This window comes from Dehalogenimonas etheniformans, from assembly GCF_014672715.2.
GTDB classification, from domain to species: Bacteria; Chloroflexota; Dehalococcoidia; order Dehalococcoidales; family Dehalococcoidaceae; genus Dehalogenimonas; species Dehalogenimonas etheniformans.
Window position 1 is genome coordinate 414,230 of record NZ_CP058566.2, and the last position, 13,422, is coordinate 427,651.

The following is a 13,422-nucleotide window of genomic DNA, read 5'->3' on the forward strand; positions in this document are numbered from 1 at the left end:
AATTATGAAACCGAATGAAAGGGATTGGAATTCGTATCTTTACTGATTTCTTGGAAATTCGATACTACTCAACAAACTTTCATCGGCTCGATCTGCCCGCTATGAGTCTGAAACCACCCTTGTTATTATTAAATGGATGGTACAGCCGTTAGATTCAGACACTGCCAAAGTTGCACCGGACTTTGTCCTCAAAGACACCGCTGGCCAAGAATTCCGTTTGTCAGATTTCAAGGGCAAAGATCCCGTCGTCCTGGTGTTCAACCGCGGGTTTACCTGACCGTACTGCCGTGGGCACATGGCGCAGTTGCGCCAGCAGTACAACGAGTTCACCAGGCGTGGGATCGAGTTGGTTGCCATCGGGCCGGAGGATCCTGCCCAATTTGCCAAATGGTGGAAAGAGCACGATATGCCGTTTCGCGGACTTGCCGACGGCCCTGAACATAAGGTGGCAACGCTATATGCTCAGAAGATCAAACTGCTTATCGGGCGGATGCCGGCTCTACTGATAGTTGATAGGGAAGGCAGAATCCGCTATTCGCACTATGGCGAGTCGATGAGTGACATTTCTTCGGCCGAAGAAGTTCTTTCAATCCTCGACCAGCTCGCTCAAGAATCTCCCGGCTCAACCGTCGAGAGCCTTTCTCACGCTTGAAATGAATTCATTTAGTTGATCTAACAATGGGTCTCGCTCCACCAGCTGCAACAGCTTGCTCCCGATAATGACGCCGTCCGCACAATTGGCGATTGCTTTCGCTTGGTCCGGCGACGATATACCGAAACCCACCGCGATGGGCTGTTTAGCCTGGGTTCTAACCCTGGCGATAAACTCAGGCAGGTAATCCGGCACGGTATCGCGCGCGCCGGTGATCCCGGCAACCGAGGTCAAGTAGATAAAGCCCTCGGATTTTTCCGTAACAACTGAGATGCGGTCTGCCGTGCTCGTCGGCGCCAGAAGGTAGATCAAATCCAAGCTACATGGGACGGCTGCCTCGGCGAGATCCCCGGATTCTTCAGGCGGCAGGTCGGGAATGATCAAACCGTTAACACCGGCGTCCTGGCAGTCCCGGCAGAAGCGCTGAATTCCATAGTTCAGGATGGGGTTGTAATATCCCATGAACACTAATGGGATGTTGATTTCGCGCCGCAACTGCGAAGCGATTTCGATGCAAGCTGCGGGCGTGATGCCGTTCTGCAGCGCATGGTGGCTCGCTGCCTGAATAACGGGACCATCGCCAATTGGATCAGAGAAAGGAATGCCCAGTTCGATGATGTCGCAGCCGGCTTTTTCCAGCGTTTTCGCCGCTCGGACGGTCGTTCCGATATCGGGGTAGCCCACGGTTAAATAACCGATAAGCACTTTTCGACTGGCAAATTTCGATGATATGCGGCTCATATTTCCACCCCTAATGCGTTCACCACTATATCCATATCTTTGTCTCCGCGGCCAGAGAGGCAGACCAAAATTGTTTGATCCTCACTTAACGTCGGTGCCAGTTTAACTGCCTGGGCGATGGCATGAGATGACTCCATCGCCGGCAGGATACCTTCCGTCTCGGAGAGCAATCTGAAGGCGGCCAATGCTTCATCGTCATTCACCGAGACATATTCGGCGCGGTGGCTGTCTTTCAAACAACTGTGTTCAGGACCGACACCTGGGTAGTCCAGTCCGGCTGAAATACTGTGGGTTTCGGCTACCTGGCCGTATTGATCCTGCATGAGATAAGACCTTGCTCCATGGAGGACTCCCGGCCGACCGGCTGAAAGAGTAGCGGCGTGTTTGTCAGTGTTCAAGCCTGAACCACCGGCTTCGACTCCGATGAGCTTCACTGAAGTATCACCGATAAACGGGTAAAACATGCCCATGGCATTGCTGCCCCCGCCCACGCACGCAACCGCGTAGTCCGGTAATCTGCCGGTTTCCGCAATCATCTGCTCCCGCGACTCTTTTCCGATCACTGACTGAAAGTCTCTGACCATCATCGGGTAGGGGTGCGGCCCGACCACCGATCCAATGAGATAGTAGCTGTCCTGGGGATGGCTCACCCAGTCCCGCATGGCTTCGTTGATGGCGTCCTTGAGTGTCCGCGATCCGGAAGGCACTGGCCGCACCACGGTGCCCATGAGTTTCATTCGGAAAACATTCAAAGCCTGGCGTTTGATGTCGTCCTCTCCCATGTAGACCACGCCCTGCAGCCCGAGCATAGCACACACCGCCGCCGTGGCTACGCCATGCTGTCCAGCGCCCGTCTCGGCGATAATCCGTTTTTTACCCAGGCGTTTGGCCAAAAGGCCTTGACCCAAGGCGTTGTTGATTTTGTGCGATCCGGTGTGAGCCAGGTCTTCGCGCTTGAGATAGATCTTTGCGCCGCCAAGACTCGCGGACAGGTTTTTGGCGTAATAAAGTGGCGTTGCCCGGCCTGCGTAGTTGGTTAGAAGTGCATCGAGTTCCTGTTGGAACGAAGGATCGTTCTTGACTGCGTCGTAACCCAACGCCAAATCGGCCAGCGCAGGTACAAGGGTCTCCGGCACGTAGCGCCCCCCATACTCACCAAAATATCCACGTTTATCGGGTAACATTTTCGGCTCCTTTTAATTTGGCATCAGTTTTCCTGACGGCACTGATGAAATCTCGTATTTTCTTCGGATCTTTGCGATGGTTGGTCTCAACTCCGCTCGAAACATCCACCCCCCAAGGATGGTAGCGCAACACCAATTCTTCAACATTTTCCGGGGTCAATCCGCCGGCCACAATTACTTGATTCGAAAGATCAAGCCCCTCGAGTGCAGCCCAGTCAAATAACTTTCCGGAGCCGCCAAACAAACCGTGAGCGCCTGAATCAAAAAGGTGGATGGTATCGGCCACAGTAAGTGTTTTGATCTCGGGGATTTTGAAGCCTTGAACAATGCGGGTGGCTTTAATGATCGGTGTTTTGATATTCCGGCAGTAATCTTCATCCTCGTCACCCGAGAGTTGAACCCGATCTAAGTGGCAACTGTCTGCGATCTGATTGACCTCAGACGCCGGGGTGTTGACGAAGACTCCGACAATTTCAGGTCGTCTTCGCTGGGACAAGAGATACTCCGTAATCTCCTTCGCTTGGTCTTCAGTCACCCGGCGGCGGCTCTTGGCAAAGACCAGCCCGATGAAATCCGCCCCGAGCTGGGAACAGAGAGATGCCGGTTCAATATCGGTGATGCCGCAAATCTTAATTCGGGTCATGCCGTCAATTCCTTGAGTTTACGTGCGATATCCGGTGCGGTCATCAGTGCCTCGCCGACCAGTGCGGCATTCACTCCCAGCCGTTTCAGGTATTCGATACCTTCACCATTCGATATGCCACTTTCGCTGACCACCAGTCTGTCGCTTGGGATCAACGGTCTCAGTCTTGCGGTTGTTTTCAAGTCTACACGGAATGTTTTCAAGTCCCGATTGTTGATACCGATTATCCTGGCGCCGGATTCGACCGCTGTTTTGATCTCGGTTTCATCATGGGTTTCAGCCAACACCGCCATCCCAAGTGAATGGCTCAATTCCAACAATGAACTGAGCTCTAAGGGGGATAAAATAGCCACGATTAGCAAGATGGTGTCAGCGCCCAAAGCCCGGGCTTCGTAGACCTGGTAGGGATCGATAATAAAGTCCTTCCGCAGCAATGGCGGTCGGTTTTTGCCCAGGTCTGTTGCTATGGGTTTTAGATAGTCGGGGCTGCCCTGGAAATACTTCTCTTCGGTCAGAACTGAAATGGCAGCCGCGCCTCCTAACGCATATTCGCGTGCGATTTTCACTGGATCGAAATCAGCCTTAATCATGCCTTTGGACGGTGATGCCTTTTTGACCTCGGCAATGATTTTCACCGTGTCCCCGACAAGCGCTCCGGCTAAATCTAGCGGCGGTGGCTGGCTCCCGGCCTGTTGAACGATATCACTCAGCGGGATGCTGTGTTTTCGTTGTTCGGTAGCGATTTTTGTCGCCGCTACGATTTCATTAAGCAGCACGGCGCATCTCCAGCATCTGCGTTACTTCGATGAATTTTTCCAGTTTAGCCAGCGCCTTGCCGCTGTCGATAGCGTCAAGCGCCAGAGTCACTCCTTCTCCGAGAGTTTGGGCCCGATTGGATGCTAACAGCGCCGCAGCGGCGTTCAACCCCGCCGCGTCGCGGAACGCCCCGGTCTCTCCCTGGAACATTCGCAACATTGCGGCGGCGTTCCACCGTGCATCGCCGCCTCTGACCTCATCCAGGGAGTAACGCGGCAATCCGAAGTCTTCTGGTGCTATGGTGTAAAGATGCAATTCGTCATTGATCAATTCGCAAACGTGTGTTTGTCCAGTAACCGTAAGCTCATCCAAGCCCTCGCCGTGGACGACGAGCGAATGAGTTCCGCCCAGGGCTCGAAGCGTTGCCGCCATTTTCAGCACCAGGTCCTTATTTGGCACGCCGATAACTTGTGAGGACGCGCCGGCAGGATTGCACAATGGTCCCAGCAGGTTGAAGACAGTCCTGATGCCGATCTCCTTGCGAGGCGGTCCGGCATGTTTCATTGCCGGGTGGAAGACAGGAGCGAACATGAAAGCAACGCCGACTTTGTCCAAGCACTCAGCCACTTCGACGGGTGTCAGGTTGATCCTGACTCCCAGCGCTTCGAGGACATCGGCGCTGCCGCATTTTGAGGACATGGCTCGATTGCCGTGTTTTGCCACCCTGGCCCCACATGCGGCCGCAACAATCGCCGCGGCGGTCGAGATGTTGAGTGTGCCTGCCCCATCTCCCCCAGTGCCACAGGTGTCAACGACCGGACCTCCGGAAGCAACGGGCAGGGCTTTGGCTCGCATCGTCCGGGCCAGTCCAACCATCTCACCGATGGTTTCTCCTTTGCAGCGCAGGGCAGTGACAAAGGCGCCGAATTGGGCAGGTGTCGCCTGACCGTCCATGATTTCAGCCATTACGGCGGAAGCCTCGTCGGCTGAAAGTGACTTTCCGGTCACCAGTGTTTCGATCGCTTCTTTGATCATTTTGAATCTCCTTCAAGGAAGTTGCGCAGAATGTCATGACCGTGTTCCGACATGAATGATTCCGGGTGGAACTGGACGCCCTGCACCGGGTACTGCCGGTGTTTTAGACCCATGATTTCTCCGTCGTTTGTCCAGGCGGTCACCTCGAGGCAATCAGGCAGTGTTTCCTGGCAAACGGCGAGCGAATGATAGCGGATAGCTGAGAATTTTGGCGGCAAGCCTTTGAATACGCCTGTACCCGTGTGTTCGATGGTTGATGCTTTGCCATGCATTACCGACTTAGCCCGAACCACTTCCCCGCCGTAAACATAACCCAAGCACTGGTGACCGAGGCACACGCCTAACACTGGCATTTTGGGGCCGAAATACCTGATGACATCGTTGGAGATGCCTGCCCGGGTAGGGGATGAAGGACCAGGTGAGACTACGATTTTTTCCGGCGCCAAAGCTTCGATTCCTGCGATATCGATCTCGTCGTTGCGTTTGACCACTACCTTGGCTCCTAGTTGACATAAAACTTGAAACAGGTTGTATGTAAAGGAGTCGTAATTGTCGATAAGTAGAATCATTTTGCCTCCTGAATCCCCGAGGATTCTGCCTGGATGACCGCTTTGAACAATGCCTGCGCTTTGTTGAGAGTCTCGAAGTATTCAGCCTCTGGTTGGCTATCGTAGGTAATCCCAGCCCCGGCTTGAACGTAGGCTGTGCCGCCTTTAGTGATCATCGTGCGGATGGCGATGGCCATGTCCATACTGCCGGTACAGCTGAAGTAACCCGCCGCCCCGGCGTAGGGGCCGCGTTTCTCAGGTTCGTGTTCGGCAATAAGCTGCATCGCCCGGACTTTCGGTGCGCCGGATACAGTGCCCGCCGGGAAAGTAGCCCGGAGCGCATCGAAAGAATTCAATTCGTCCCGCAGCCTGCCTTTGACGTGGCTTACCAGGTGCATCACATGCGAATAGCGTTCGACGTTCATCAGGTCGGAGACTTCGATAGTACCCGGTTTAGCAACCCGGCCGATATCGTTGCGGCCGAGGTCGACCAGCATGATGTGTTCGGCCCGTTCTTTCGGGTCAGCTTTGAGTTCGGCTTCAAGAGCCAGGTCTTCCGCTTGTGTCGCCCCGCGCCGCCGGGTTCCGGCCAAGGGGCGGGTCACTACTTCTCCGTTTTCGACACGCACCAGGATCTCTGGCGAGGCGCCGATGATCTGAAAATCGCCATAGTCGAGATAGAACATGTATGGCGACGGGTTGATGCTCCGCAGGGCGCGATAGATATCGAAAGGTTTGGCTTTAGTGGCACGAGATAGTCTTTGTGAAAGCACAACCTGTATAGCCTCGCCGCTGGTGATGGCTTCTTTGATTTCAGTGACGCTATTTTCAAAAGCTTCTTTGCTGATCGATGAAACGAATTCGGTGCCGGATTTAATACCGGGAGTGGGTGATGTCGGTAGTTCCAACGGGGAGTTCAAGCGCCGGCATAGTTCATCGATACGGCTGGTGGCTTCGGAGTAGGCGGTTTCGATGTCCCCCTCCAGCGCAGCCAGCGATACGACGCTGATTCGATGGGCGATGTGATCGAAGACGAGGAAGGTGTCTACCAGCATGAACATCGCTTCGGGAAGGCTTAGGGTGTCTTTTTCCGGCGAGGGTAGTTTTTCGAATTTGCCGGCAGTCTCGTAAGAGCAATAGCCGACAGCCCCTCCACAAAACCGGGGCAGATCGGGGTCGGGTACCAGGCGTCGCCCGGCCAGTTCCTTTTCAAGAAGTGTTAGAGGATCATCAGAAGAACCGCTCGTTGTGATGAGGAGTTGGCGCGGTTCGGTGCCGATAAATGAATAGCGGGCAATTTTCTGACCGCCTTCGACACTTTCGAGCAGGAAGGAAGGACCGCCGCGGGATATCTTGAGGAAGGCGGTTACCGGCGTCTCCAGGTCGGCCATGATTTCACTCGTAATGGCCACCAAGTCGCCGGAACCGGCCATTTTCTTAATTTCTTCCAGGGTTGGCCTATACATCTCTACCTCCGCGACCAATAAAAAAGCCCTCGCCACTAGGGGCGAAGGCTCAAATACCTCGCGGTGCCACCCTGGTTCGATCCCAAGCCTTGCGGCTAAAGAATCAATCTCTTGTCGGGTACGGTCCTGAGACGATACCCTGGGCCGGTTAACGGCGCCCTTTCCGGCGAAGCCTACTCGAAAAACTTTCGGTTCGCAGCTCCCCAGTCCATTCAGCGTCCGCGCAACTGCCGGCTCACACCTAACCCGGCTCTCTGAAGTCCGCCTGACGTTTACTCGTCTGGATCAACGCTTTTAAGTTGTTAAGTTATTTTCTAAGTTACCTCATCTGGGGCGGCCTTGTCAAATCCGAACTGGAGGACCCCAGTTTATTGCCATATCATCCGTTCGTGGTGAGCTTAGCCTACCCAGAATTTATCGAAAGGAACCATGAATGGATCAGGCCTTTTTAAATGTATGACTTGGCAAGTTCGAACTACCGACTCACAAGCGGGAATTTTGTCCGAATCGCGCATGTAGATTACAATTTTAGTTGGCGTTCAGAGACATTCTGATGACAGAAAAAATCAAAACTTCCAAAGAAACTGCTGCACGTTGGGAAAGAACCTATAAGACAAACCCAGTCACCAGTTTGCCCTGGGAAGAAGGATCGCCTTCTTCCTATCTGATCGAGTTGATCGAATCTGGGGTGGAAAAACCCGGTCCGGTGCTCGATATATGCACGGGGTCGGGCAACAATGCCATTTATCTTGCCCAGCGCGGATACTCCTGTCATGCCGTAGATATCTCGCCAACCGCGATCTCCATCGCCAGGGAAAAGGCTGCCAAAGCCGGAACGGTTTGCGATTTCAAGGTTGGGGATGTTTTGAACCTTGATTTCCCGAACGATATGTTCGGCTTGGTTTTTGACCGCGGTTGTTTCCATAACTTTTCTCCGGAGCAGCGATCGGCCTTTATCAGTGAGATATACCGGGTCCTGAAGCTTGGCGGATTGTATCAACTTAATAGCTTCAGCAAAAAGGGACACGACTGGGGAGGCCCGCCGTACGGTTTTTCTCCGGCCGATATACGAAAGCTCTTTCGATCCTCGTTTGAGATTCTTTGGATAAAAGAGATATCGATTGGAGGCGGAGCGTCAGGCCAGTTTTTCCTGTCGGCTTTGATGAAAAAAGCCACCAGGGATTAGATTATAGTCATCTCCATAGGTCGCAGATTGGCGTAGCGCCGGATTGGCGGGCTTATGCTAAAACCGGTCTTCAAAGCCCAATCGTGACCGTTCCAAATCCGATGGGCTGATACGGGTCGTCAGTTTCAATATCCCAAACCCAGACCTGTCCACCGATCACCGTCGTGCAAAAGACAAAATACAATTGGTCATTTATGACTTCTTGGTCGACTGAGATGACGTATCCGTCTTTCAACGCCGCCGCTTGCTGTCCCAGTGCTTTGGAGTAGAGAGCTTCCATGCTGTCGGCCGGAGAGAGATCGCTGGTCTTATCCAGGAGCAGCCAATCGCCCAGTGCTTTCAGGCTCGCAAATTCGTGGGGTGGATATACCTTCGTAATCTGATCGTATTTGCCCTGGAGAGTGTTCAATTGGGTTGTAAGATCGCCGACCTGTTGCTCGAGAGTTGTGTTTTTGGTCAGGACCGCCTGGTAGTTTGAATTGGACGTGCACCCAACTGTAAGTATCATTACACAGGGCACCACTAATAGCCATTTTAATGGTTTCATGTTGTACTCCTCGACGCTTCAAAAGCAGATTACTTCGGACACCTTAAGTCTAGGGTAAAACGCGCATTTGTCCAAAAGCAATGAGGCGTCACGAGATGCCTTGGAACAAATCAGTTTCCCGTTTCCCATCTGCAGACGGAAAGGCAAGGGTAAAAGTGTCTCGCCTCCCGAAGAGTTTTTGAAAAAATGAGAAGATTCCACGTCGGGGAGGGCCCCCGGTCAACTGGCTCTGGTGACAGGCCGAAGCCGTATTTTTGGCGCGAATCGCTGGCTGGTCGAGTTTTATGACCGCATTTATCGGCATCACTTCGGAAACCAGAGCCGTTAAGTCGATGTCTTTGTTGCGCCCGAACTTTTTGGGGTTTTGTCCGATTAATGGAAGAAACCTGACGGCAAACTTGAGGAACCGGCGGGGAAAGACGTTGTAATACAGTTTTGAAGGTCGGAAGGGCGTACCAGCTTCAGGATAGGCTTTCATTTCACCTGCAGCATAAAAAGCCGCGACAGTTGCCTTATGAGTGGCGATATGGTCGGGGTGGCCGTAATCGCCGTGAGGGTCGTGGGTCAGGATCACCTGCGGTTTGATTTGCCGGATGATTTGGACAATTCGCCCGGCGACTTCTTCGACGGGAGCGTTATATAGAGCGTCGGGATGCTTGTTGTCCGCCGTGCCGGCCATGCCGGAGTCCCGGTAACCCAGGTGGAATATACCGGAGAGCCCGAGGGCTTTGGCGGCGCACTTCATTTCTCCCCACCGGACATCTCCGGTGGTTACGAGGCCAGACATGAAGAACTGAGGATCGATGGTGCCGGCTTCACCTTTGGTGGCGCACGCTACATACACCCGAACACCTTGCCGGGCGTAATGCGCCAGGGTGGCGCCGGGGCCGAAACTCTCATCGTCCGGGTGCGCTCCAACGAAAAGGAGCGTTCGTTCGTCAGTCATAATGAATTAATCTTACCGCATACCCGGCACTCGAGCTAACATCTATTTGTTGTCCTGAGCCTGTCGAAAAACGGTAAGAGAGATGGTTTTTTACGGTTTCGGCCTGTAGAAAATCGTCGAAAGCCGTTCTGCCAGTGACTTGTCGCGTTCTTTGATACGCTGCATGTCGGCCAGGAGTCCGACTTCCCGGGCGATGAAATCGGTGTCGAGCGCCCCTGAAACGAAGCGCGGGTTCTCCATTATCGCCTTGTGTAAAACGATGTTGGTGTCGACGCCCAGAATGATATACTCGTAGAGCGCTCGGCGCATGCGCAGGATACACTCGTTGCGATCCCGTCCCCAGACCACCAGCTTGGAGATCATCGGGTGATAGCAGTCGGGGATAGTGTAGCCGTTGTAAACTCCGGAATCGACGCGGATGCCGACGCCGCCGGGTGAGCGATATCCGGTGAGAGTGCCCGGCGAGGGCATGAAGTTCTTGATCGGGTTCTCCGCGTTGATGCGGCATTCGATGGCCCAGCCATTGGGCTTGATGTCTTCTTGTTTAACGGAGAGGCTCAAACCCGCCGCAATGTTAATCTGTTCCTTGACCAGGTCGATGCCGGTTACCATCTCGGTCACCGGGTGCTCTACCTGGATCCGAGCATTGACTTCAAGGAAATAGTATCTGCCTTCGGAGTAGATGAATTCCACGGTGCCGGCGCCGACGTACTTGATAGCCCTGGCCAGCCGGACCGCCTGGTTGCCCATCTCGGCGCGTAGTTCCGGGGTGAGAGCTGTTGATGGTGACTCCTCGATGACTTTTGAGTGGAATCGCTGGATGGAGCACTCGCGCTCGCCGAGGTGTACAACGTTGCCTTGCGTATCGGCGAGGATTTGGAACTCTATGTGTCGAGGCCGTTCGATATACTTCTCGATGTACACGCTGGCAACGCCGAAGCTTTTTTTGGCCATCTGCGGTGATAGGGTGAGCGCCCTCTGTAGGTCGGAGTCGCTCCGGGCGATAACCATGCCTATACCCCCACCTCCCCCCGCGGGTTTGACGATAAGAGGATAACCGATCTCGCCCAGGTCGTCTTGGAGTTGGCAAAAATCGGCCGGACATTCTCCAGTGCCTGGAACCACCGGAACCCCGGCTTTGACGGCTTCCTCCCGGGCGGCGATCTTATTGCCGGTAACTTCGAGCACCCTGGCAGGCGGGCCGATAAAGGTTATCTTGGCGTGATCGCAAGCCCGGGCAAATGCGGCATTCTCGGATAAAAAGCCGTAGCCTGGATGGATCGCCTCGGCGCCGCACTGCTTGGCGATTTCGATGATCTTCTCCATGTTGAGATATGAGAGGGAAGCTGGCGCCGGTCCAAGGAGATAGGCTTCGTCGGCGTACTTGGTGAAGAAGGCTTCCTTGTCCGCATCGGAATAAACGGCAACGGTGTTGATGCCCAATTCCCGGCAGGCGCGCATTACTCTAATCGCGATCTCGCCGCGGTTGGCTACGAGAATCTTGCTGATCATTGGGCTATCTCCTTGAATGGTCGTTCAGGGAAGAATAATAACATAAATCGCAGTCGAACGTCTTTGCGAATTGAATTTGGCTGCACAAACCCATTCTCATTGACCTGAAATAGGTAGCTGGATAAAATCACATTGGATACCGGAATGAAAACCTGGAAACCCGTGGCGGCGGGCATCTTGAATATCCTTTCTGCAGTCCTGTGGATAGGCAGCGTCCTTTTCATTGCGCTACTCACCCTCGGCCTGTCAGTTGGCTTTGGCTCGCCGATCCGGGGCTGGGGATTGGTTCGAGTATGGACCACCTTTGGAGTGTTGATGATCCCACCGGCAATCTCTGTCATAGGTGGCATATTTTCCCTGCGGCGGAGAAGATGGCGCTTGGCTCTGGCTGGGGCAATCTGTGCCATGCCGGTATTTCTCGGTTTCGCCTCAGCTATCCTGTTAATCCTGTCGAAAGACGAGTTCCAGACAACCGGGAAATCGACCTGATCCAATGTGGCCTGAACGGGTTTAGTTTTCGGCAAGAACTGAGTTAATATTGTATTGATAAACTCAAAATGGAGCTCAAAATGTCGTATGTAGTTGATTTCAATAATGTTTCCACCGTCGGATTGGAGTCATCGCCTGTGGCCGAAGGTCTCGCCGGTTTGCGTGCCAACGAAGCCCGTTATTATATGAATAAGTACAACCACCAATTCACGACCTTGCCCGCATCGGAAAGCCGCGAAACCCTTGATTGGGTGAACCAGATTCTGAAGGCGGAGCGGGGCATCGAGTTTGCGGCCAAGCCTCTGGAAACCTCCAGTTTTCAGGTTGAGAATCTCAAGATGGCTTACGTCTTCTATGAAGACGGTCTTGTGGTCAACGTGATGTTTGCTGTCGACGACCCCAAAAAGCGAGCTGTCGGATTCAAACTGTCCGAGGGTATGGAAATACCGAAAGAGTTAGGTAAATTCAAGTTCGCCCGCCAAAAATCAAAACTGGCTGGGACTATCCGCGGATCTTTTTTTGTCATTAAAGGGGAATATTAAGAGGGAAATAGGAACTCCCGCATCTCCTCGGAGGGACTTGATTACATATTGCTCGCCATTCCTTTGCTTCTCATCGCCGCTTATTCCGCATGGATGCTCAAACTTGGCCGGGGCTTGAAAAAACCCCGTTATTATTCGATTCTGGCGATTGGGGTCCCAGCGATCATCTTCATAATCGGAGCCTTAGTTGCCGAACTGATCGAGGAGTCTGCCGGGGATCAGTCCATTTCGGATGTGTCAGATTTGTTTTTCACCGCCGGGCTGGTTTTGGTCGCCATAGCCCTCGTGGCATTAATAGCGTTTGCGCTGGCACGGAGATGGGAAGTAGTCAAAGGAGTCGGGTTCAGCCTCAGCGTGACGTTTATCGCCCTTTTCATCGAACTCTTTGTACTTAAGTGGGGGCCGGCAGCTGATTTTCGCTAGTTTCCCTCATGACGCCTGTTTCGGCATTCCATAAAGCCTCTTCATAATCCTTTCTCGCTATCTTCACGGTTTCTTCACATGGGTTTGATATCCTTGAACTATCAAACAAAAGGAGGAAACTATGAAAGGCATCTCAAAGAAATGGTTGGTCGTCCTGGCTGTCGCGGTTGTCGCCATTTTTGCGGTGGGTGTACCTGCCTTGGCAGCGACGGGCAACCCCGGTCCCACCCTCCCCGCGGTTAACAACGGCTACGGCCCTGGCTGTGTCGATTCCGGTACCTTGGCTAGGGTAGCCACGGTGCTTGGGCTGACCCCCGCCGACCTTGCCACCCAACTACAGTCAGGCAAGACTCTCGGTTCCATCGCCACGGAAAAGAACATCTCCTCCTCGGCGGTTGTCGATGCGATCATCGCTAACTTCCAGGCAAGGATCAACCTGCAGGTTCAGAACGGGTATCTGACCCAGACCCAGGCGCAGACTTACCTGGACGCTGCCCGGCAAGCAGCCCAGAACCTTCTGACGTTGAATCTCGCTTCAGTCAGCGGCTCCAACACCTGGGCTGGTTTCTGTGGTGAATACCTTAACGCTAGCGTCGGTCCCGGTCCGTTCGGTCCCGGCATGATGGGCGGTTGGAGTTACACCAGCGACACGGTGACTCCCGGTAACCCGGCAGCTCCCGGCTTCGGCTGGGGCATGATGGGCGGAGGTTGGGGTTGCCGCTAGGCAGCAGCTAAATCCAACCAGAGGAAAA

The 13,422-nt window shown here is 53.7% G+C and carries 16 protein-coding genes and 1 other annotated feature; of the genes, 6 read left to right on the forward strand and 10 right to left on the reverse strand.

Going from position 1 to position 13,422, the window contains the following annotated elements; genetic code table 11:
• Positions 1–136 precede the first annotated feature (136 nt).
• On the forward strand, positions 137–652 hold the full coding sequence (locus tag HX448_RS02145; protein WP_226846809.1) for a peroxiredoxin family protein: 516 nt from the start codon (positions 137–139) through the stop codon (positions 650–652).
• Here HX448_RS02145 and trpA read toward each other — a convergent pair.
• From trpA to trpE, 7 genes are read right to left on the reverse strand one after another with little or no spacing between them, the layout of a single operon-like run.
• Positions 623–1,393 (reverse strand): tryptophan synthase subunit alpha, encoded by a 771-nt coding sequence (gene trpA / locus HX448_RS02150; RefSeq protein WP_102331861.1) that lies wholly within the window; start codon positions 1,391–1,393, stop codon positions 623–625. The two genes, HX448_RS02145 and trpA, sit on opposite strands and share 30 nt — an antisense overlap.
• Entirely contained in the window at positions 1,390–2,577 is a 1,188-nt protein-coding gene (trpB, locus tag HX448_RS02155) for a tryptophan synthase subunit beta (RefSeq protein ID WP_102331860.1), read from the reverse strand. Before trpB ends, trpA begins: the two co-directional genes overlap by 4 nt.
• Positions 2,564–3,220 carry a phosphoribosylanthranilate isomerase gene (locus tag HX448_RS02160; protein WP_102331859.1) on the reverse strand — a complete coding sequence of 219 codons (657 nt, stop codon included), beginning with the start codon at positions 3,218–3,220 and terminating at the stop codon, positions 2,564–2,566. Before HX448_RS02160 ends, trpB begins: the two co-directional genes overlap by 14 nt.
• Positions 3,217–3,996, reverse strand: coding sequence for an indole-3-glycerol phosphate synthase TrpC (trpC, locus tag HX448_RS02165; RefSeq protein ID WP_102331858.1), 780 nt, complete (start codon positions 3,994–3,996; stop codon positions 3,217–3,219). The genes HX448_RS02160 and trpC overlap by 4 nt, the downstream gene beginning before the upstream one ends.
• Positions 3,986–5,011: an anthranilate phosphoribosyltransferase gene (gene trpD / locus HX448_RS02170; RefSeq protein ID WP_102331857.1), complete on the reverse strand. Its 1,026-nt coding sequence runs from the start codon at positions 5,009–5,011 to the stop codon at positions 3,986–3,988. The genes trpC and trpD overlap by 11 nt, the downstream gene beginning before the upstream one ends.
• A complete protein-coding gene (locus HX448_RS02175) occupies positions 5,008–5,580 on the reverse strand; it encodes an anthranilate synthase component II (protein ID WP_102331856.1) in 573 nt (190 codons plus the stop codon). Before HX448_RS02175 ends, trpD begins: the two co-directional genes overlap by 4 nt.
• Positions 5,577–7,025 (reverse strand): anthranilate synthase component I, encoded by a 1,449-nt coding sequence (gene trpE / locus HX448_RS02180; RefSeq protein ID WP_102331855.1) that lies wholly within the window; start codon positions 7,023–7,025, stop codon positions 5,577–5,579. The genes HX448_RS02175 and trpE overlap by 4 nt, the downstream gene beginning before the upstream one ends.
• Positions 7,026–7,059: 34 nt before the next feature.
• Positions 7,060–7,323 (reverse strand) — a binding site (T-box leader).
• Positions 7,324–7,578: 255 nt separating this feature from the next.
• On the opposite strand from trpE, the gene HX448_RS02185 reads away from it, so the two are divergent.
• The gene (locus HX448_RS02185) at positions 7,579–8,211 is read left to right on the forward strand and encodes a class I SAM-dependent methyltransferase (RefSeq protein WP_102331854.1); all 633 of its coding nucleotides are present in this window, start codon (positions 7,579–7,581) and stop codon (positions 8,209–8,211) included.
• A 70-nt stretch (positions 8,212–8,281) separates the two neighbouring features.
• On the opposite strand, the gene HX448_RS02190 is transcribed toward HX448_RS02185, so the two are convergent.
• From HX448_RS02190 to HX448_RS02200, 3 genes are all read right to left on the reverse strand, one after another.
• Positions 8,282–8,758, reverse strand: a complete 477-nt coding sequence (locus HX448_RS02190) for a hypothetical protein (RefSeq protein WP_102331853.1) — start codon at positions 8,756–8,758, stop codon at positions 8,282–8,284.
• A gap of 88 nt (positions 8,759–8,846) precedes the next feature.
• On the reverse strand, positions 8,847–9,704 hold the full coding sequence (locus tag HX448_RS02195; protein ID WP_102331852.1) for a PIG-L family deacetylase: 858 nt from the start codon (positions 9,702–9,704) through the stop codon (positions 8,847–8,849).
• Between the two features lie 90 nt (positions 9,705–9,794).
• Positions 9,795–11,216 carry an acetyl-CoA carboxylase biotin carboxylase subunit gene (locus HX448_RS02200; protein ID WP_102331851.1) on the reverse strand — a complete coding sequence of 474 codons (1,422 nt, stop codon included), beginning with the start codon at positions 11,214–11,216 and terminating at the stop codon, positions 9,795–9,797.
• A 144-nt stretch (positions 11,217–11,360) separates the two neighbouring features.
• Here HX448_RS02200 and HX448_RS02205 point away from each other — a divergent pair, with 144 nt between their 5' ends.
• From HX448_RS02205 to HX448_RS02220, 4 genes are all read left to right on the forward strand, one after another.
• Entirely contained in the window at positions 11,361–11,705 is a 345-nt protein-coding gene (locus HX448_RS02205; protein ID WP_102331850.1) for a hypothetical protein, read from the forward strand.
• Positions 11,706–11,785: 80 nt separating this feature from the next.
• On the forward strand, positions 11,786–12,247 hold the full coding sequence (locus HX448_RS02210; RefSeq protein WP_102331849.1) for a phage tail protein: 462 nt from the start codon (positions 11,786–11,788) through the stop codon (positions 12,245–12,247).
• Positions 12,248–12,295: 48 nt separating this feature from the next.
• Positions 12,296–12,670, forward strand: a complete 375-nt coding sequence (locus tag HX448_RS02215) for a hypothetical protein (protein WP_102331848.1) — start codon at positions 12,296–12,298, stop codon at positions 12,668–12,670.
• Positions 12,671–12,791: 121 nt separating this feature from the next.
• Positions 12,792–13,394: a hypothetical protein gene (locus HX448_RS02220; RefSeq protein ID WP_102331847.1), complete on the forward strand. Its 603-nt coding sequence runs from the start codon at positions 12,792–12,794 to the stop codon at positions 13,392–13,394.
• Positions 13,395–13,422: the final 28 nt, after the last annotated feature.